This window comes from Bacillus sp. AK031, from assembly GCF_053903065.1.
The window spans coordinates 377,408-398,705 of the sequence record NZ_CP096424.1 but is presented as its reverse complement, the minus strand read 5'-3'; the positions used below and the strand labels follow the sequence as shown (position 1 = coordinate 398,705).

Annotated in this window: 13 protein-coding genes; 5 read left to right on the top strand and 8 right to left on the bottom strand. The window is 41.4% G+C overall.

All coding sequences use genetic code 11. The features are described from left to right. Positions 1-4: 4 nt before the first annotated feature. The 8 genes from M1E09_RS01840 to M1E09_RS01805 form a co-directional block, all read right to left on the bottom strand. Positions 5-1,465, bottom strand: coding sequence for an MBOAT family O-acyltransferase (locus tag M1E09_RS01840; RefSeq protein ID WP_456273209.1), 1,461 nt, complete (start codon positions 1,463-1,465; stop codon positions 5-7). Positions 1,466-1,715: 250 nt separating this feature from the next. After that, a complete protein-coding gene (gene galU / locus M1E09_RS01835; protein WP_456273208.1) occupies positions 1,716-2,606 on the bottom strand; it encodes a UTP--glucose-1-phosphate uridylyltransferase GalU in 891 nt (296 codons plus the stop codon). A gap of 86 nt (positions 2,607-2,692) precedes the next feature. Further along, complete coding sequence (locus tag M1E09_RS01830) at positions 2,693-5,830, bottom strand: M14 family zinc carboxypeptidase (protein WP_456273207.1); 3,138 nt, start codon at positions 5,828-5,830, stop codon at positions 2,693-2,695. 242 nt (positions 5,831-6,072) lie between these two features. Then, complete coding sequence (gene murJ, locus M1E09_RS01825; RefSeq protein WP_456273206.1) at positions 6,073-7,587, bottom strand: murein biosynthesis integral membrane protein MurJ; 1,515 nt, start codon at positions 7,585-7,587, stop codon at positions 6,073-6,075. Between the two features lie 21 nt (positions 7,588-7,608). After that, on the bottom strand, positions 7,609-8,091 hold the full coding sequence (gene pssE, locus M1E09_RS01820; protein WP_456273205.1) for a PssE/Cps14G family polysaccharide biosynthesis glycosyltransferase: 483 nt from the start codon (positions 8,089-8,091) through the stop codon (positions 7,609-7,611). Then, positions 8,088-8,555, bottom strand: coding sequence for a PssD/Cps14F family polysaccharide biosynthesis glycosyltransferase (gene pssD, locus M1E09_RS01815; protein WP_456273204.1), 468 nt, complete (start codon positions 8,553-8,555; stop codon positions 8,088-8,090). The genes pssE and pssD overlap by 4 nt, the downstream gene beginning before the upstream one ends. Positions 8,556-9,006: 451 nt before the next feature. Then, on the bottom strand, positions 9,007-10,149 hold the full coding sequence (locus M1E09_RS01810; RefSeq protein ID WP_456273203.1) for a polysaccharide pyruvyl transferase family protein: 1,143 nt from the start codon (positions 10,147-10,149) through the stop codon (positions 9,007-9,009). A 138-nt stretch (positions 10,150-10,287) separates the two neighbouring features. Next, a complete protein-coding gene (locus M1E09_RS01805) occupies positions 10,288-11,703 on the bottom strand; it encodes an N-acetylmuramoyl-L-alanine amidase (protein ID WP_456273202.1) in 1,416 nt (471 codons plus the stop codon). A gap of 364 nt (positions 11,704-12,067) precedes the next feature. Between M1E09_RS01805 and M1E09_RS01800 the strand changes: the two genes are divergently transcribed. From M1E09_RS01800 to M1E09_RS01780, 5 genes are all read left to right on the top strand, one after another. Next, the gene (locus M1E09_RS01800; RefSeq protein ID WP_456273201.1) at positions 12,068-14,347 is read left to right on the top strand and encodes a S8 family peptidase; all 2,280 of its coding nucleotides are present in this window, start codon (positions 12,068-12,070) and stop codon (positions 14,345-14,347) included. Positions 14,348-14,579: 232 nt separating this feature from the next. Further along, on the top strand, positions 14,580-16,751 hold the full coding sequence (locus M1E09_RS01795; protein WP_456273200.1) for a 5'-nucleotidase C-terminal domain-containing protein: 2,172 nt from the start codon (positions 14,580-14,582) through the stop codon (positions 16,749-16,751). Positions 16,752-17,023: 272 nt separating this feature from the next. Beyond that, a complete protein-coding gene (locus tag M1E09_RS01790; RefSeq protein ID WP_456273199.1) occupies positions 17,024-18,070 on the top strand; it encodes an S-layer homology domain-containing protein in 1,047 nt (348 codons plus the stop codon). Positions 18,071-18,755: 685 nt separating this feature from the next. Continuing rightward, on the top strand, positions 18,756-19,883 hold the full coding sequence (locus M1E09_RS01785) for an S-layer homology domain-containing protein (RefSeq protein WP_456273198.1): 1,128 nt from the start codon (positions 18,756-18,758) through the stop codon (positions 19,881-19,883). 193 nt (positions 19,884-20,076) lie between these two features. Next, a complete protein-coding gene (locus tag M1E09_RS01780) occupies positions 20,077-21,222 on the top strand; it encodes an acyltransferase (protein ID WP_456273197.1) in 1,146 nt (381 codons plus the stop codon). Positions 21,223-21,298 lie beyond the last annotated feature (76 nt).

The following is a 21,298-nucleotide window of genomic DNA, read 5'->3' as shown; positions in this document are numbered from 1 at the left end:
CTTGTTAGAAGTTAAAATATAAGAATACATTGTTTTTTTGCATAAGAAAAACGCTCGTCAATACCAGCAGGAGCAATACCTGTGAAGCTACAATATAGCTCCACTTAGGCTTAAAGTTTTCAATCCACTCAACCGAATTTTTAACAGAAAATGCGAATAATAATAGAACGATCAATGAGAAAACAACTACCTTAGGATTATTAATTGTAAAGAAAGGCAGCTCAAAGGTAGAAGAATAAGCGAAATTCCTAATTGGATGTGTAAAGAATGTCGAAAATTCGGACCAGTTAGGACTAAACATCTTCCCGATAATCACATTCGCCTGTTCAATACTTGTCGCCCTGAAATAGACCCAAGCAACATTAACAAACTGAAATGTGATAAACCAAGATACCCAGTATGGGAGAGTAATTTTTGTATTCCCCCACATCCGGACGATTATAGAGGCAACTCCGTGCATGATCCCCCATACAATAAATGTCCATCCCGCACCATGCCAGAAGCCGCTGATAAAGAAAATAATGAAGACGTTCACATACGTCAAGATCTTCCCTCTGCGATTTCCACCAAGCGGGATATAAATGTATTGGGTCATGAACCGCCCTAAGGTCATATGCCACCTTTTCCAGAAGTCCTGGATATTCCTGGACTTATAAGGAGAATTAAAGTTTATAGGCAGCCTGATATTAAATAATAGTCCTAATCCAATTGCCATGTCACAGTAACCACTAAAATCAAAATACAGCTGAATTGTGTAGGCAAGGGAAGTCACCCAGGATTCAATGAAAGTCAGATTTTGATAATTTGAAAAACCATCATTAGCCCAAAGTGCCACCGTATCAGCAATGGCTACTTTCTTAGCCAGACCTATAATGAAAATAAAGACACCCATAGAGATATTATCCCATATGATTCTTTTGTTTTTTTCATTTTCAAATTGAGGTATAACCTCTTTATGATGGACAATCGGTCCCGCAATCAATTGCGGGAAGAATGTAGCGAACAACGCAAAGGTAGGAAGATTGTAATTCCTTGTTTCACCACGATAGGTATCTACTAAATAGGCGATCTTTTGGAATGTAATGAAACTGAGTCCCAATGGTAAAATTAAATGCAACAGGACGTAATCTGTACCAAAAATGCTGTTAGCATTGCTTAAAAAGAAATCGGCATACTTATAGTAACCGAGAAGGGAAACATTAAATAATATACCTATCGTCAACTGGACCTTCTTCCATCCGATTCTATCAGTCCTGTTCATCAGATGGCCGATCGAAAAGTTAACAGCAATCGATGTTGTTATAAGAATAAGGTATCTAGGCTCGAAATAGCCATAAAAAAACAGTGACCCTGCCACTAACCATAAAAGAGAAGCCTTATATTGCTTAAAATGGTTTAACAGATAGTATCCCGTAAATACTATCGGCAAAAACAAAAATATAAATACAAAAGAATTAAATAACATTCTATCACTCTCTTATTTTTGTATTGATCTAACATTTGAATTACGTCGTCAAGATTTGACTTTTTCAAACCTAGGATATTATATCACAATTTTTCACGATACCTATTTATTTTTTTATGTAACTTTTATCATATTTTTCCATCTTGAAACAAAATGATTAATCAGCATTCAGCATAGTACTGATTAAATTCCCCTTCCGACTAAAATTAAGCTAAGAAAAAAGACCCCTTATTAATGGGGTCTTTAGGAGTTATTCATTTGATAATTCGTACTTGTTTAACATCGACTTCATGGACTGAATCAATTCATCTCTGATACCTTCATCTTGGAGGGCGAACTCTAATGTAGTTTGTACAAACCCAAGCTTTTCACCGACATCATAACGGCTGCCTTCAAATTCATAGGCAAATACCCGTTGGATTTGATTCAATTTTTGGATGGCATCCGTCAATTGAATTTCACCGCCGGCACCTACTTCTTTTTCCTCAAGGAATTTAAAGATTTGTGGCGTGAAAACATAACGTCCGATAATTGCCTGGTTGGATGGCGCTGTGCCCTGCTTCGGTTTTTCAACGAATTCTTTCACCTGGAACAGGCGTCCCATTTGTTCGAGCGGATCAATAATGCCATAACGGTGTGTTTCTGATTCAGGAACTGACATAACACCGATTACAGATGATTCGAGCTGCTCATATTGCTCCATGAGCTGTTTGAGACAAGGCTTTTCTGATTGAACGATGTCATCACCAAGCAGAACCGCAAAAGGCTCATCGCCGATGAATTTCTTTGCGCACAGAACGGCATGACCAAGACCTTGCGGAGATTTCTGGCGGATATAGTGAATGTCTACCAGATTGGATGCTTTCTGCACTTTTTCAAGAAGTTCGAACTTTTCTTTTTCGATCAGATTTTGTTCCAGTTCAGGGGCGCTGTCGAAATGATCTTCAATCGCTCTCTTTCCTTTACCAGTAACAATGATGATATCTTCAATTCCCGCCTCGATGGCTTCTTCTACAATATATTGAATCGTAGGTTTATCAACGATCGGAAGCATCTCTTTCGGCATCGCCTTTGTGGCAGGCAAAAATCGCGTACCTAGACCGGCTGCTGGGATGATTGCTTTTTTGATTTTCTTATTCACGATTATCCACTCCTATCGACAGTCATACATACCTTATTATACCTCATCTGATTGTGTGATTAAACCTTGTCCGGCCTGGCAAATATTTAGTAGTTCTTCGCTTCGTCTGCGACAACAAGTCCGATGGTTTTATTCTGGTTCCATATCCGGTCAAAGTAATACAAAGGCACTTCTCTTTCTACTACATGAGGCGAAATCTCGATTGTGAAACCAGGCTTGCCCACCTGTCTGATGAACCAGTCCTGTGAAGCCCCGCTGCCGCCAGGACCGTAATCTGGACTGACCAGGGGATATCCAGTAATATTGCTTAGTTTTCTCGCAAGCGCATAATCCCTTGCATAGTTCTTTACTTGATTAAAATGCCAATACAGAATCTCTCCTGAAGAATGATAGCTGGCAAATGCCTTGAAATCATAGCTTAGTATAAAATTTGCCACAGCTTGTGCTTCCGGTTCTGTTAAAGGTGCCACACCCTTATAGTTTTTGTTCGAAGGCCTGCCGGTATTGTTAGTAATATTATCCCAATCAGCAGGGAATTGGCGGTTAATATCCACTCCTTTAATATTAGCCTTCCAAGAAGTGAAGTTCGTGCTCAAATTATTGATTCGCAATACTTCTTGCGGATTCTTCGCACTGGTATGGCCTTTCTGGACCAGTGTAACTCCATCAGGGTTCACCATTGGAACAAACCAAATACTGGTCTCATCTAAAATCCGTTTAACATTCATTCCTTGAAACAGCTGATTAGTTGCATAAGAATAAGCATAGTTATCCAGCATGGTCATGACAATATTGGTTGTCATATGCTCCCTTGCATGGGTAGAGGCATCCACCAATACCTCTTTGGAGCCTTTCCCAAGTTTCATGGCATAAATATCCCTTCCATCTACCGACTTTCCGATGGTTGTCAGTTCAGTAAAGTCAGGATACATGCGGGCCATCTCTTTCAAATCGCCCACCATTTCTTCATAGGTATAAACACGTTCTCTTGCATTTACTACTCTGGAAGCATTCAATCCAGTGGCCGGAGCATAAACATATGCCTTCCGTCCGGAGAAATTGACTTCATACCAATTCCCCATTTGGCTGACAACTCCAAATACAGAACCTTCTTTGATCTCCCCGATTTGGATAAGTTCTCCTGAAGAATTATCATATACACTTAATGGTTTAAGGGCAGTAAAAGTGACAGATTCAGAACTGCTGCCTGACATGATCGGCAAATCGGAATCCCTGTATGGGGCTGTTGCATCTTCCCATACAAAGCCTTGTGTTTTCCCGAACTCAACCAGGTGCCAACTGCCATAATCTTTGACCCTTTCATATGTTTGGCCCTTTACAAGGTAACCCACATCTACAAGTGTGCCATTTTCATTTTTCACAACAGGCACCCTGTCTTGAAGTACTTCAAAATACCGATCCCCATCTTCAAAATCAAGCTGGACAGCATCTTTATGGATATATCCCATTCGGCCGGCTATATTGACTTTATACCAATTACCGAGCTTTTCAATATAAGTAAAGGAATGATTTTTGTTAAGAACCGTAATCGGCACAAGGCTTCCGGTAGAATTGTCGTAGACAGTCGCGTCAAGTTCCAACGTCAATTTTCTTGAACCTGCCGATCCATCAGGTATATTATCTGCTGCAGGATTTGTTGCTTTCTTCCACACATACATTGTGGTCCCTGCTACATCAATAATATGCCAATTCCCTGCATCTCCACGTCTCTTGAATACCTGTCCTTTAGATAGAATTCCACGCGGTTCAAGCGTCCCTCCGTTGTTAACTACTATTGAAACATTTTCCTGGTTTACCTTAAAGTAATGGTCTGTTTCTTTAAAACTAATACTTACAGCAGAATCATGGATATATGCTTTTCGACCGAGCATTTCTATGATGTACCAATTGCCAGCCTTGCTTATATATTTCAGCTTTTGCCCTTTTAGCAGTAAACCGATTTCAATCAATGAACCGCTGGAATTATCATAAGCTTTGGCATCACTGGACAGCTCCAGTTCCTGAGAGCCTGCTTCTTCAAGATAAGGAACGGCTGCCTTAGGTGAAGGGGAAACAGCTTTCTTCCATACATAAGCTTGTTTGCCCGCAACCGACACTTCATACCAGTTGCCTAAGTCCCTTACTTTCTTGTATATTTCACCTTTTTGGATTTGTCCTAGTTTTGTTAGGGAACCTCCTTCATTGGAATAGAAGGAAGTATTGTCCAGCACTACTTCTATATAGTCAGAGTCGCTTTGAGAGGCCGCCGCCATACTATCTGCATTAACAGCGTCCTTTTCTACCATGGCAAATCTTCCCGCAAAGTAGACGTTCAGCCATTTTCCTTCTGTGGAGATATAATGACTTTTCGCCCCTTTGGCTAGAAAAGCGATTTCTACTTGTTCCCCTGAAGATTGGATATAAAGCGGTATATCTTCTACAGCTTCAAATGGCGTCCCAACCTCGTCAGGAACAGGTTCTCCCTCCAACTCTTCTTCAGCAGCCGGTTTTGCTGCAGCCTTCCAAACGTATGCTTTTTCACCGCCATATTGGAATACCAGCCAATTTCCGTATTCCTTTGAAAGTTTGAGAGGCACACCTGGTGTCAGTTCCCCCTGCTTAATCAGTTCACCTTCCTGATTTTTCGTATAAAAAGATGCATTATCTGCTGCTGCAGTAAATGTCTTTTCGTCAGAAAACGATAAGGAAACTTGTTCTGACAAACCGGTATCTTCTTCAGCTTCCGGTTCATCATCTTCTGTCTGTCCTGCAGGATTAGCAGAAAGTTGGTAGAATTGATTGCCTATTACCGCCTGCTTTCCCTCTTTATCCGTTGACAGCTCAGTGTCCGAGAGAAGAATCACAGCCTCTTTTCCATCTTCTGTTAAAACAGTACCTTTAGGCAAAATCTGTTTTGCCAGTTCTGTTTCATTTATAAAAACAGTGGACTCCGGCTGATCAATTACTTCTACATCTTCTTCATTTAACTCAACGTATGTATCATTCAATACAATTCTATAAGAGCCAGTTTCTGTCCTGGTACTGAAAAATTCTGTTCCTTCCAGTATCTCCAGTTCCTTGCCTTCACTTGTTACAGCACTTATCTGTTGGATTGCCTTAACATAGCTGAGATCTTCCGAGGCGTAAGCAGCAGTTCCAAGGGTTGGAACAATCATCATGATTGACAGCAGCATGATAACTGTCTGTCGAACAAATTTATACATATTTACCTCCAATTCTACTTTAGTACTCTATTATTCTATATATTTGCAACACTATATTCAAGGAGATTCCAGAAAATAGCACAAAGAAACCAGGCTGCTGGTTCAGCCTGGTTTCTTTAAGGTTGCTTGAAAAACAACTGGTTGCATAACATATAATAATAAATCATAAGGCTTAGCTGGCATGATTCACTCTCTTCGTACCAGCTAAGATACGATCAATGCTCATCATTGGTATGAATCTATCATTTCCTGATCATCTTTCCGATTGTATTCAATTCCGGTATCTTGAATAGAAACGCTAAAAGGGTGAATGCACAAATGAAAACGATACCTGATAATAGCAATTGTAGTAGATTGCCCATAGCCAGCCAGTCCAAAAGATATTTTGAAACCAGCATAATCGAGATTAGCACCAGGAAAAACAATCCCTGCTTTCCATACTTCCAGTAATCCCTCACTCGCAGGTCAAGCCTTTTGGTTAGAAGAACTAACAGAAGGATCATCTGCACATAGGCACTGACAGTAGTGGCCCATGCTATGGCCTCTTCCCCATATCTTCCGATAAATAAGGCCGAAATCAATACATTGACCCCGAACACTGCAATCAACCCGGTTATAATAGCAGAAGCTGGTCTCTCCATTGCATAGAAAAACCTTGTCAAATAAACATTACCGGCATGTGCCAGCATGCCCACAACCAGTATCTGCAGCAGGCTTGCTGTCACGACCGTTGACTCGGCATTAAATTGACCATACTCAAACAGCAGGCTGATCAGCTCTTCAGCATAGAAAAACACATAGATCGAAGCGGGTACCATTACAAAAGCTAGCAAGGACAAACCTCTGTTAAGGATGTCATCCAGTTTCTCCCGGTCCCCTGCAGCAATCGTCCTTGCAATCAGAGGATATATGACGGTCGTAACTGCAGTCATTAATATTGTTTGCGGCAGCTGTACAAATTTAGAAGAATAATTTAAGGCTGCAATCGCTCCTTCGGCAAGTTGGGAAGCAAAGATTCGATGAATCAAAAAATAAAACTGAAGGGTTGCTCCCCCGAATAATATCGGAAGGGCAATAAACAAAAACCTCTTGAAATAGCCTTTTTCCGACAAGCTCCATGTGAACCGAAAAGTGAGGAGCTGTTCCTTACGCAGCGAATGGAAGAGAACACCAAACATGAAAAGCGCTCCAAGTACAGCAGCGTAGGCATAAGCCTCAATTCCTGCGCCTGAATAACATAAGGCCGCTACACCCACAAAGATAAGGTTATTGAAGAGCGGACCCAGTGCAGAAGCTCTAAAACGATCATGTGCATTAAGGACACCAGTAAAAAACATAGATATGGAAAGAAAAACAGTTGAAATTCCCATAAGCTTGAATAAATCCGAAGTAAGTGCTTTCTCCTTCATATCGAATCCCCAGAAAAATAGATCGATCCAAAAGTTCGGGAAAAGGAAGAAGGCTAGACTGACGACAAAGAAAAAAGTGAAAGTATACGTGAAGACCAATTGGCGGAAAGATTGCTGCAGTCTTCCTTCAGTCTTGGAATAAACACTGATAAAGGCAGTGGCAATAGCACCTCCTGCAGCCAGGTAAAGGAAGTTGGGAATGGTATAAGCAGCAACCACACTGTCCGCTTCCATCGACGTGCCGAAGTGGAAGCCTATTAAAACTTCCCGTAAAAAACCTATTAATCGAGCTGCAAGATTGATAATAGCTACTGCACCAATGATTTTAATCAGAGATTTTGCATTCAATATAACACCGGCTCTCTGGATTCAACCATTGTTCAGGATAAAATCATCCAGTATCGAAATGATTTTTTCCTGGCCGCTTATAAATTTTTTCGGTTGAAAAGATTCCGCCTGTCTGACAATCTCTTTAAGGTTCATCCCTTCATCCCAGTAAAGGATATAGCCCGAGTCATAGAACTGGCGCACGATTTCAAGCTGGTGATCATCATTATGTTCGCCGTGCCTCTGCCAGCGGGGTGAGGCAATCATTTTTTTACCCATTTTCACACCTGATGTTATCGATCCAGTGCCTCCATGGGTGATTATCAGCCGGGCTTTCTCATAAAGGTCTTCCATCTCCGAATAAGTCATGAATGGAATAAACGTCATATTCTCACTTCTGTATGGAGTATGCCCCACTTGGACGATGACTTCATCTTCAATGGTGCCGTCTTCTATCAGCACCTCGATCTCCATCAGAAGCCTGGTGAACGGCAATTCATGTGTGCCCAATACAACTAATATCAATAGATTGACCCTCCCAGCACCGCGTTTGGATAATGCTTCTTCATCCCTTCCCACTGAATAATGAACAGGTCCGCAATCGGATAAACCATCTTGCCTGAAAGCGTTGGTGTAGAAGTTTTGGCAAAACTTTCAATAAAAACGACTTTTTTCCCGAAAAGCTTTGCAATATAACACATCGGAACCGCTGTATGGGCACCGGTTGTGACAACGACATCCGGCTTGAATTTCATGAAGAAGTAGAAAGATTTCAATATATTAAATGTAAATTTAAAAAAGTATTTAAAGGGATAATTTCTTGCTCCATAAACAAGAAAAGACATCGAGTATTTCTCGCTCAACTCTTCTGTAATGACCGATTTTTCCGTGATGATATGGTAGTCGTAGGCATCAAAAAGCGGCTTTAGCTGCAGTAGCTGAGTCAGATGTCCTCCCAATGATGATATAAATAAAACTCTCTTTTTCATAGAACTCCTACCCTCCAGTAGGAAAATATTATTTATCTGAAAATCATGCTTTGATAACAGGTATTGTTCTATTTTACCACAATTACCTAATTTCCTTACTACTAAAACTGTTTTTTAATAGCAGGCTGTCAAAGCAGCTAATTAAAACTTCTATAATCAAACAGTAAAGCAGGCAACCTCTCATACACTCATGCAAGATGCTTTAATGGTTCATCACCCTATAACATTTATCCATAAACCGGTGATGGGGTTCTTTCTGAGTATTACCCAGCTCTCAGTATTCTCATTCAATAGTAGGGTGTTCACCTAATTATTACCCTGTTAATTCTATTCAACACTTGGAATAAGGTGTTTCTAATCTATCACAATGCTACTAAGGTGCCATGGAAGCTTACCTTCCGGAATCTGTAGAACGGTACCTAACAATTTGCCATTCATGAAGGCAATCGGCTCATCTATCAATAACTTTATCCAGCAGCCTTCTGGCATCTTCTGTCTCACCCTTCAGTTTACTGGAGAGCATTTCAGCGCTTTCCTGGACGCTCTCCCATTCTCCAGCCAACAGGGAGACCTTGCTGGATAAACACCCGGCATCTTCAAGCTCTGAAAGTGAAACAAACATGTCCGTACGGTCTATTCTCTTCATGAAGGCTTCTACTTTATGATGGTAACCGATTCCAATAACAGGAGTGCCGGCTGCAACCGCCAGGATCACTGAATGGAGCCGTGTTCCAATGACCACATCCAGGTTTTTCGAGATCTCGAGAAGCTGTTGTGGATGAAGGTTATCTTCTATAACAACAGCAGATGACTGCTTCATCATTTTTCCAAGGATATCTTTCGTCACCTGGACATCCTGGGGGTATTTGGTAGAGAAAAATGTGATTTCTGCTCCATGGTCACCAACTATTTCATCCAGGCAGCGAGCTAGATTGTTGGTATAGCTCGCATACACCTGTTCATCACTTACAGGCCAATAAGCTGCACTATAGTAAGGAACAGCCGTAACGCCAACCTTTGTAATTTGATCGGTTTTTTCTCTCGTGTTTTTTCCTCCCAGTGCCAGCGCAGGGTCAGGTATGACTTCTATCTGTTTTTTTATTCCTATCGAGTTCAATAGAGCTTTAGAGTCGGCGTCCCTGACAGCAATCACAGATGACGCTTTTGCCATTCCGGAAATGAGCGTTTTGCCAAGCGCGGTATTGATCGGCCCCGCTCCCACTCCATAAATAACAATCTTACAGTTAAACATCCGGGCAATGAATACCAGCGTACTGTATAAGGGAGCATCCCTTTTAAACATATCCATCAGTACGCCGCCTCCTCCCATGATAAGAACATCCAGGGAACGTACAACCTGAATATGCTGACGGATGGTAGCGAGAACCGACTTCAGAAATGAGCCTCTTTTTTTAATCAGGTAAACAGACTTGATATCATAGCGGGCTTCAGTATTTTCAGGATTATTACTGAAAATCACAGTCTCCTCTTTCTTCAGTCCGTATTCTTCACGAAGCTGCAAGAGGATCCCCTCCAATATAGCTTCGTCGCCATTATTATCATGTCCATAATTACCTACTATTCCTATATTCATATCCTTACACCTGTCATTTCATTTATAGTAAATCATTTCATTTCGTATCTTATAAAGAGTAGCACATGCAATCTGGAGAATAAAGTAATAAAAAGCCGGGAGGGAATTTTCATTTTCCCTTGCCCGGCTTTTCTTTTATTACTGGCTATAGTAATTAACAATTCCCCTGTAAATCGCTTCCGCATACAGTTCTTTGTATTGTGAAGAAGTAAGTTTGGCAAGATCACCGTTATTGGAAATGAACCCTAATTCCACTAGCACAGCAGGTATTTCCTGGTACTTGATCACATACCATTCACCATCTTTAACTCCCCGGTCATACATATTGACCATGCTTGCAATCTCTTCTTGTATTTCTCTTGCCAAATAATAGCTCTCCGTACCATTGTCATTTTGACTGTCATTATAATACGTTTCTGCCCCTTTGGCTGCTTCGGAAAGTGCTGCATTCACATGGACGCTTACGAACATTTCGGCATATTTGCCTTCTGAGTACTGGACACGCTCTTCCAAAGATAGAAATTCAGAGTTGCTGCTTCTGCTCTTCATAACTCGTGCACCTGCAGCTTCAAGCTTTCTTGCCAGGCGGTCGGTTACATCCATGACAATATCACGTTCATATACCGAACCATTTACCGCTCCGGGATCCTTGCCTCCGTGGCCTGCATCGACAACTATGATCCTGTTCTTCAGAGGGCTGCTGTTAAGGTTCGTTAATTTAAGATACGTCTTATGCACATAGGCTGTTCTTCCATTAAACTGGATGGATGCCCAATAACCATCAATGGAATTGATCTTAACAACATCTCCCTGATAAAGGCGGCCCAAAATCGAGGAGCCCGTTGTTGGTGAAGATCGTACGTTTAATGTATCAGAAGTCACTTTCCCTTGGGCAACCGCGGTTTCACCCAGCTGCAGCTTGAACTTTTCACTTAAGGCACGGCTCAAAAAGACTGAGAACTGTGCACGTGTTGTATGTTCCTGCGGCCTGTAATTTTCAACCTCGCCATTTGTAATCCCGTTATAAAACAGGGCATTGATATAGCCTGCCGCCCAGAAATCCGGTGTAATATCATTAAAGATAATGGCCTTTTCAGAAGATGCTTCCCAATTCAATCCAAAAGCCTTAGCTACAATCTTACTCATTTGTGACCTTGTCAAAGATCCTTCAGGGTCAAAGTTACCGTCATTTTTACCTTGGAAATACCCGAGCTGTACAGCTCTTTCAATCCAGCCTGAAGCCCAGTGATTTACTGGAACGTCTGAGAATCTGGCTTTGCCCGGCTTTAACTCCGTTTGTCCTTTCGCAATGACAAGCATTTTGGCAGCCTGCGCCCTTGTTACATTATTCTCCGGCTTAAAAAATGTACCATTTGAATAATCGTACCCCTGGATGACCTCCAAAGAATATAAGTATTCAATCTCCTGCTGAGCCCAGTAACTTGTCCCAATATCGCTGAACAAACCACCCGCTTCAGCTTTGCCGTTTATCCCTAAAGCAAACCCGCCAATTAGTAAGAACATAGCTAGAACTTTCGTCCATTTCGACGACATTCAATAAACTCCCTTCACTGCCTTATTTCGACAAGCCTGCGCTGTTATATGCAAATCCTGTCATTTTCTATATCGGCAATGTTTTCAAAAGATTAATAAATAATCCTTCTATTAAACATGTAATTTTTTCCACATATAACTTTTAATCTTTTCTACTATTAAAAATAGTAAGATAGTAGAAAGGAAGAAAAAAGTGTAAAGGTAAGTTCCTCTGCACTTCATCAGTAATTCAACTTGAGACGTTTGAACAAACCAATAAATCCGGCCAATTTTCACCATTGAAGGAATGCCGTCTTGTTAAATAAATTCTTCCTTTTAACCGATATATTGACTAAACAGGTGTGACTTATGAGGAGTGTATTTTTTGAGTAAATCAATTGTTTGTTTTGTTATATTTCTTGGATTTTATTTCATGTCCGCCCCAGCCTCTTTTGCCGATGAAGAAGAAAGAATCGTTTATTTCACTGATGAATTGTCTGCCCGTGAATTTGCCAATAATCACAGCGAATATATATTATCAATCCAAGATGGAATATTAAATACAAAAGGACTCAGCAGTCAATACCTGTCAAACCAGCCAAATATCGAGTTAGTGGAACCGAACCATGCCAAGCACGCTGCTTCCTTTGCTTTTAATGATCCCTTGATAAATCAACAATGGTATTTGAATAAAATAAACTTTCAAACGGTAGGAGAAAATTTTCCTGCTTCCTATGAAAATCTTTTTTTAAATAAACCCCTTCTTTATTCCGGAAAATCAACCATCTATACCGGCCAGCCTATTGCCGTACACCCGGCTACTTTTACTTTAGGAGGAGAAACGGTAAACCGCGTCTCCGTTACCCTCAAAAACCCGGGAGGCTCATGGACCCTGACCGTTCAGGACTCTTCAGGAAAAACAATCGGGGTAAACAGCGGAACTCTTTCCAAGCTGGATGTGCTGATAGAAGAACAATCATATGAAACTCTTACTATCAAGATTTCAACTGATGAAGACTGGCAAACAGCGCCGCTTATTGAAAGGGTTACAGGTGTAAACCATGTAAGGGTCGGTGTCCTGGATTCCGGAATATCGCCTCATGAAGATTTCTGCGAGAACCTGCTCTTCAGTCTAGGGAAAGACTATAAGTCAAACCAGCCTCTTCCTTATGACGGATATGGACACGGGACTCATGTTGCCGGCATTATTGGAGCCTGCAGCAATAATGGAATCGGGGTTTCCGGAACCAGCGGCAATGCCCCTCTCGATATCATTCCATTCAAAGTACTGAATGATGATGGACTTGGCGGAGATTTTGAAATCAGCCAGGCCATTGAAGACGCCATAGAAATGAATGTTGATATTGTAAATTTAAGCCTTGCCGGCCGCGGGACAACCCTCATGTTGGAAAACACCATCAAGAAAGCTTACCTTAACCAGGTTTTAGTGATAGCAGCAGCAGGGAACTACAATACATCAACAGAATCCGTCTATCCTGCCTCCTATCCTTTTGTCATGGCAGTATCGGCTTTAAATGAAAAAATGAATAGAGTAGCAAACTCCGACTTTGGCTGGGAAGTAGATATCAGCGCTCCAGGGGAAGGGATTCTGAGTACGTTTACGAACAATTCCTATAAAGAGCTGACAGGTACATCAATGGCAACACCGTTAGTGACAGCAGCGGCAGCCCTGGTCCTGGAAAACAATCCATCACTCGATATTACAGGACTAAGAGGGGCTTTGTACGATTCAACCAATGACATATTGACACAAGGATATGATATATACAGCGGTGCGGGGATGATCAACTACAGTAAAATCTATGAAACACACAAAAATAGCAAACTGGAATGGCTGAATGCTAAAGAAGGCCAGCCGCACCTGAAAAACAGCTATTCACTGGGTATATCACAGGATCTGCGAGCTGAGGAACTATATGTATTCAGCAATGAAAAGGTAATTCTGCATCAGACGATTGATTCAAACTTGGAGGATGTTGTAGTTTCACCTTCTTCTTCCAAACCAACAACAAAGATTTTAACACTTGCCGTGGACGACGGCATCGTTTCATCTATGGACTATACTTATTTGCTGAACACCGACGCTGCTCAACCCGGATTTAAAGACATACCAACAAGTTACTGGGCGTTCAATGAAATCACCCAGGCAGCTGATAATGGGTACATTCATGGACATGATGATGGTTATTTCAGGCCACATGACTATATTTCCCGCCGGCATGCAACGATGATGATGAACCGCCTATTCAGATGGGAAGACCTGAAGAGTCTCGATTCCCCTTTCACGGATGTAGGTGCGGAAATAACCCCTTCCAATATCGCCATGCTGGCGGCATCAAGTGAAGGGATCATCAAAGGCTACCCTGATAAGCATTTCTATCCTGAGAACAGTTTGACTCGAGGACAGATGGCACTTGTATTAGCCAGGGCGCTAAATGTAGATTCCGAACTAATAAATGCATCTCCCCACCACTTCAAAGATGTATCACCCGGGAGTGAAACATTTATTCCGATAACTAACCTTACCGAATTGGGAATCATCACCAAACAGGAACTCTATAAGCCTGTTGATAACATCAACCGCGCCCAGTTTGCAGCAATGGTGAACAGGACTCACGACTATCTGGCCAACAAAACTCAATGAGGATGAATATTTAAGACACCTTCAAGATTCTTTCTTGCAGGTGTCTTTTATTTTGTAATTTTTTTGATATGGAAACCGGGAAACCTCTGACCTAGTTTTATTTTCAATCAGGAGGACTTTTGTTCTATTTTCCAAACTTTAACATAACCTTCGACGAAAATTTACAGTTTATTAAAAATAGACTGCTAGAATTTAATACAGTTACAAATAAACTTTTAAAGGAGAGAATCCAATGTTCAACTCAAAAAAAATAGTAAGTCTAGCAGTCGCTTCCGCGTTATCTGTCGGAGCCTTTGCTGCCCCCTTTTCTTCTAAACTTGTAAAAGCAGAAACGGAAAATATTAAAGTACAGCTTCTCAGCCTGAATGACTGGCATGGCCAGATTGATGCCACTACTTCTGTAGACCTCGATGGCGACAATACTAAGGAAACAAATGTCGGTGGAGCGCAATATCTTGCCACGCACCTGAAAAACTATGAGGCCCATAATGATAACACACTTATTATTCATGCCGGTGACATGATCGGCGGCTCTCCCATGATCTCCTCTACTTTTCAGGATGAACCTACCGTCGAAGTCATGGAAGCGATGGGGGTAGATGTTGGAACAGTCGGGAATCATGAGTTTGATGAAGGAATTGCCGAATTCAAGCGAATGGTGGAAGGCGGCGAACACCCGGAAGGAAAAGGGACTGCAGGCTATGACGGAATGAACTTTCCTAATATCGCTGCCAATGTCTATGATAAGGCCACTGGTGAACTAATTCTGGATCCTTACAACATCCAAGAGGTTGACGGTGTAAAAATCGGATTTATTGGAGTTGCTACCACCGCCACACCTGGAATGGTTCAGGCAAAAGGCAATGAAAACCTTCAAGTCACAGATGAACTTGAAGCGATCAACAAATATGCAGAAGAACTTACTCAGCAAGGTGTCAAGTCAATTGTGGTCCTTGCCCACAACACGGCGGAAGAAACAGAATCAGGGCTTACAGGGGACGTAGCCGATTGGGAAAACGGCCTTCATGAACAAGTCGATATTATTTTTGCCGGTCATAACCATAAAACAGTCAATTCAACTATCGGTAATAATGTTGCAGTCATACAGGCTTGGGAATACGGCTACATGTTCGGTGCTGTAGATATCGAAATCGCCCCTACCACCGGCGATATCGTTCGTGGAAATACAGATGCCGAGGTTGTTTACAGTACCCAGGACGTTGAAGCAGATCCGGCTGTTGAAGCAATCCTCGATAAATATGAAACAGAAATTGCACCGGTTAAGAATGAAGTAGTCGGGGAAAGCTCGTTTGATTACGTTTCCCAGCGTTACCCGTTCAACGAGAGAGCCTATGCGGATCACGGCCTTGGCAACATGATTGCCGATTCAATGAAATGGGCGATGAATTCTGATTTTGCACTTATGAACGGTGGCGGAATCCGTGCCGGGCTTGATGCAGGACCAGTAACATTCGGTGAGCTTTATACAATCCAGCCATTCCAGAATATGCTTCAAAAATTCAAGACAGATGGAGAAGGGCTTCGCACTATCCTTAATGACCAGATTTCAAAATATGGCCTGGATTACTCAATTGCCGGATTCAAGTATACCTATACCTATGATCATGAAGCAAAAACTGGTGAAATTGCAGACATGTTTCTTCCGGATGGAACACCAATCGGGGATGATGACCAGTTCACGGTTACAACAAATGACTATAGCTTTGCGAACAAAGGCATGCATGAAGTGTCAATCGGCGATACAGAAATGGGACCGATTGATTCAGATGCAACGGCGGATTTTGTAAAACAGTTGGAGTCTCCGATCGACTGGAAAGCAGAAGGACGCATTATGCAGGTTTCCGATACATTCATGGATGTGCCTCTTAGCCACTGGGCTAACTCGTACATCTTCGACCTGGCGCATAATGGAATTGTCAAAGGAAAGACACCTGATTATTTCGATCCTCAAGGATTTTTAACGCGCGCTCAATTTGCTTCCATGCTTACACGTGCCCTTGAGCTTGAAGCAAATGATGCTGCTCCGTTTAAAGATACAGTGGACCTGAAAGAAGAAACACAAGCGGAGATCGCGGCAGCTTATGAAGCTGGAATCATTGAAGGAGTCAACCCGGATACTTTCGAACCCAACAAGCCGATTACAAGAGCACAAATGGTTACAATGCTAATGCGTGCATATGAGTATGAGAACGGGGAAGTCTATGTACCTGTTGAAGAAAATAGATTCAAAGATATAGATATTTACAACTATGAGATGCAGGCGGCTATCAATGCCGCAGCTGAAATAGGATATGTCATCGGATATGGGGACTCTTTCAAGCCGAGAGAAGGCTCCACACGCGGACAGGCTGCTAAAGTATTAGCCTTGTATTTCATTAAATAATGACAAAAAAGGAGACAGTTTTTTATAAAGCCTGTCTTCTTTTTTATTCTTAGACTACTTGGAAACGAATAAAAAAGTGATGGAACAGAAAGGCTTTGGCTCTTGCGATATAAGCGAACGTCAATAACGGAAAACAAGGGTCCACTTTATGGTGCTCATTTCAGAAAAAAAATATTTTCAAATCCATATATTTCTATCTATCTATTTTTCTCCCGGTAAAGTAAAATCATTTTAGGTTTTTATTTTATGATTTTGAGAGGAGAAGTAAATAAGTGAAAACATTGCGCTTATTGTTCGTTTTACTGCTGGGAGCAGCTCTGATCCCGATGTCGGCAACTGCTGAAGAAAAAGAATTACATTTATATTTCCCGGAAGACTCTTGGGACAACTGGGCGTTTTCAGAGATTGATGACTTTATGTCAGCTAATATCATTGACGGGTCTGTAAGCATGCATGAAGAAGGCTACCCGGTGGTATATGTTAATCCGGAAAACCAGATTACACGGGCACAGTTCACTAAAATGATTGTCAATGCACTTGGATTGAAACCAAAAGGAACACCGCAGACATTCTCTGACGTCAAGACTTCTGACTGGTTCTATCCCTATGTCGGAATTGCCAACAGCCACGGGATCATTACAGGAAGAGACGGACGCTTCGACCCTAATCATAAAATCAATCGCGAACAAATGGCCGTGATGATACACCGGGCCTTCAAAAATTCAATTGCCTTTAATGCAAACGGGAAGAACTTCACGGATGTCCCTGCCGGATACTGGGCTGAGAATGAAATCAGCCAATCTTCTGCAAATGGCATCATTAAAGGGTACGATACCCTGTTTAAACCAAGAAACCTCGCTACAAGAGCTCAAGGAATCGTCATGATCCACCGTGCACTGCGCCAGGAAACAAGCAGCCTTCCTTCCGAGCAGGACATTATTAATATGGTAACAAATCACTTCAATCAAGAACGCCAATATTCTATTGATGAAAACTATACGGCTCTTAGAGAACTTTACACTGCCGATGCAACCGGTTATTACAAAACAATCTCCCTTGAGAGCCTGTCATGGGTGGAAGAATCAGCCGGAACACAAGATAAAGTGACCATGGAGCCTGTCGGCGAATTCACTGTATCTGCAGAAAGGCTGAATAACCGCTATTCTTCTGTTAGTGTAGATGGACTTTCTTACAGAGAAACCTACTACTATGACGGCGAAGTAGACTATACTGATATCATAGACTATTCCGGAACGTTTTCACTGAAAAAAGATGACGGCGGGAAATGGAAGATATACAACTATCTGCCAGCAGAATAACAAACTGAACCCCCCTGAAGCGAGACCAGGGGGTTTTTCCATTTACCTTTCTAAAGACAAGACAGTAACTGTATCCTACTGGTCGATCCTTACTTTGTTAAGTTCTCGTGCCGATTCACTATCAAGCTTTATGACAAATGTTCTCACTGTCGCATCTGCTACAGTCACTATCCGGCCCATCCAGATAGACCTCGAGCGTCTCCTTATTTCATCATAAGCTCTGTACTTTCTGATTCATACGGGCAGCTGCCCGATTCATTTAAAGCGAGCAGAATCACCGTTCTTCTAAATCCACTTCTGGTGCAGGCTCACTTCTATTGAATAATCCCAGATACCTTCATACTTCTGCCTATTTTCCATTTTCCTCACTAAGTATCAAAACCAAGAGAATCCTGTCTCTGAATCGCACACATATTAAAGTTTTATGGAAGCTGCTTTTCGCTTGCAATGATCTTTTGGTTGCTCTCCTGCTTCTCTATAGGAACACGTTTCACAGAAAGCATCAAGATAATAAAATTAAAACAACCCTAAAAATTTCTCGTCCAGAACCTCATTTGACGTATCCCTAACCACTAAAGTTTCACCTAACACTGTCCAATTGTCACCTTATACAATTTACTATTTAAATAGAAAACCAGTCATATATTTCCTTTTTGTGGGTATGCTAAAATGAGGAGGGAAACAAATGAAAAAAACCATATTTATTCTTTTCTTTACTATCGGACTACTATTTTCTTTTAGCCTTTCACCCAATGCTAGAGGAAATTTTAATGATGTACATCTATATAAAGGAGAAATCAATTATTTAGCAGATTTAGAGATTATCGAAGGTTATGGCGACATTTTCAAACCGTGGGATCCAGTCAGAAGGGTTCAGGCTATTCAAATAATATTGAGAGAAAAAGGCATTAAGGATTTTTCTGATGTCCCGGATCCAGGATTCACCGATATCAACAAAGGCGATTATGGGTATGAAGAGGTAGCCAAAGCCGTTGAGATGGGCTGGATCGGAGGAAAAACAGCAGAAGATGGAAGTAAATACTTTGACACATGGGGCTCCTTAACAAGGGGACAAATGGCCAAAATCATTGTTAAAGCATATGACCTTACCGGCAGTAACTCTGCCAACTTTTCCGATGTATTGAAATCTCATTGGGCATATGGACATATAAGTACGCTGATCCACCACAGAATCACAACAGGCTATGACAACAATACCTTCCGTCCCCAGGAAGTCATTTCACGCCAGCACTTTTCAGTCTTCCTTGCCCGGCAAATCAATAACGATTTCAGAAATCCTGAAATCGACATTACTTATCGGAACGGCAGCGTTTATTTTCACGGTATCACCTTGGGCAGCCAAAAAAGTGAGGTTATAAAACAGCTGGGCAATCCGGATAGTGTCAGTCCTAGTGAAATGAACCCTGGTGAAATTTACTTCTATAATCCATCACCACTATTTGATGACGTCCTGGATGTTTATTTCGACCCTTCTGGTGAAGTCGCATTCATCAACTACAGAACGTTTACCTCATTTCCGCAAAGCGTCATCGACAGTTTTGTCTATGACTTCAGCGGGGATATTTATGGGGAGAATAAAACAATTTCCCAGAGTGATGACCCTTGGCTTCACTACTACTTCCCTGCCTATTCTAACCATGTCTTTATGACTGATTCTGAAGTAAATGACGGAGTTGAGTACAGGAATAGGTTTAAACTTGGTCCCTACTATCAAGGTGTTCCTATCGAAAAGGATGAATATTTTAAAAAGATGACCACAAGCGAGGTTCTTTCGGAGTACTCCTACTATTAATAGATTCAGAACCTTCTCTTTATCAGTGAAGGTTCTTTATTATTTGTGCACTACATATCTATTTTGCATTTTTTGTAAGTGAATCCCTTTTTATGTTAGGATAAGAATGATAAATCCCGGGTATCTAAGATGGTTCTTTGAAAAGCAACTCATTACCTGGTTGTCTTTAAAATACTATATTAGGGAGAAAACGATGAAAAATAGAATAGAATCGATATATTTTTTAAGATTGATTGCCATGCTGCTTGTCGTCCTGGTGCATGTAACCGGCACTTTTTATAACACCCTTCCGATGGAGGGCGATGCATTTGCCAAGTATCACTTCCTGAACCGGTTCATCAGAATCGAAGCCGGGATATTTATCATGCTGACAGGACTTGTCTTCTTCTATAACTATTCGAAAAAGAAACTTACGGTTCCGTTGTTTATTGATTACTATAAAAAAAGAGTACTATATATTGTCGTTCCTTACCTTGTATGGGCCGTTCTTTATGAGTTTTACGCCTACTATACCATTAACAGGGAACTGGTATTCTCTGAGGTCCTGGATCGAATTCTTCATGGACAGTCATATTACCAGCTTCATTTTATATTCTTGATTGTACAATTCTATCTCGTGTTTCCCGTTTTGATGATCCTTGCAAAGAAATCGGCCTTTTTCCGTAAATACATGTGGATTATTGGAATAGTGATCGGGGTTGCCTATTATGATATTAATTCAACCTACAATCTATTCTCCTTTAAGATGTTCCTAAGCCTGATCGGTCCTTATCTACTGGGAGGATGGATTGGAATGCATTATGCGGAAGAGAAGCGAAAGGTAAACAAAGTAGTATCCACTGTGTTCTTTGGAGCGGTATTCTTGATTTTTGGTTCAGCTATCTCGCTGCTTTACTATCATTTATATACAATTCAATCCTTCCACCTCGAAGGAATCTATTACAAAATCATAAACACCACCTATTTGGTAGGAGGAAGTTACTTTTTATTCAGGATAGCAGAGCGGCTTCAAAAAAAGGCATCAGAAAGAGCGATGACCTTTGTTCGTAACATCGCCCTTTATTCTTTCGGCTTTTACTTGATTCACCCCTTTATTCTTAGAGAAGTGTCCCAGATTATACCGGTTCACAGCAATTATTTATTCCATGTAGAAATTTTGGGCCGGTATATTCTAACCGTGTTCCTATGCTATGCAGTCATCTGGACAGTGCACAAGTTCTTCCCATATCCCGGACTGCTGTTTGGAAAACTGCCGAAAGACCCACCTCCGTTTAACCTGGTGGGTAAACAGGAACGTTCAAGGATCGATTATAATGCCAAGGAGAGTCATGGAGGGTAGATTGAATATACCGATCGAAAATCCTATCGACAAAATACGACATAAAGTGATATGATCAAATCACGGTAAGCCTTTG

Bases quoted from the DNA above. Each gene is read 5' to 3' on its own strand.
- pssD (WP_456273204.1), bottom strand. From the start codon at position 8,555: ATGAAAAAGAGAGTTTTATTTATATCATCATTGGGAGGACATCTGACT.
- M1E09_RS01840 (WP_456273209.1), bottom strand. From the start codon at position 1,465: ATGTTATTTAATTCTTTTGTATTTATATTTTTGTTTTTGCCGATAGTA.
- M1E09_RS01780 (WP_456273197.1), top strand. From the start codon at position 20,077: ATGAAAAATAGAATAGAATCGATATATTTTTTAAGATTGATTGCCATG.
- M1E09_RS01785 (WP_456273198.1), top strand. From the start codon at position 18,756: ATGAAAAAAACCATATTTATTCTTTTCTTTACTATCGGACTACTATTT.
- M1E09_RS01830 (WP_456273207.1), bottom strand. From the start codon at position 5,830: ATGTATAAATTTGTTCGACAGACAGTTATCATGCTGCTGTCAATCATG.
- M1E09_RS01795 (WP_456273200.1), top strand. From the start codon at position 14,580: ATGTTCAACTCAAAAAAAATAGTAAGTCTAGCAGTCGCTTCCGCGTTA.
- M1E09_RS01805 (WP_456273202.1), bottom strand. From the start codon at position 11,703: ATGTCGTCGAAATGGACGAAAGTTCTAGCTATGTTCTTACTAATTGGC.
- M1E09_RS01810 (WP_456273203.1), bottom strand. From the start codon at position 10,149: ATGAATATAGGAATAGTAGGTAATTATGGACATGATAATAATGGCGAC.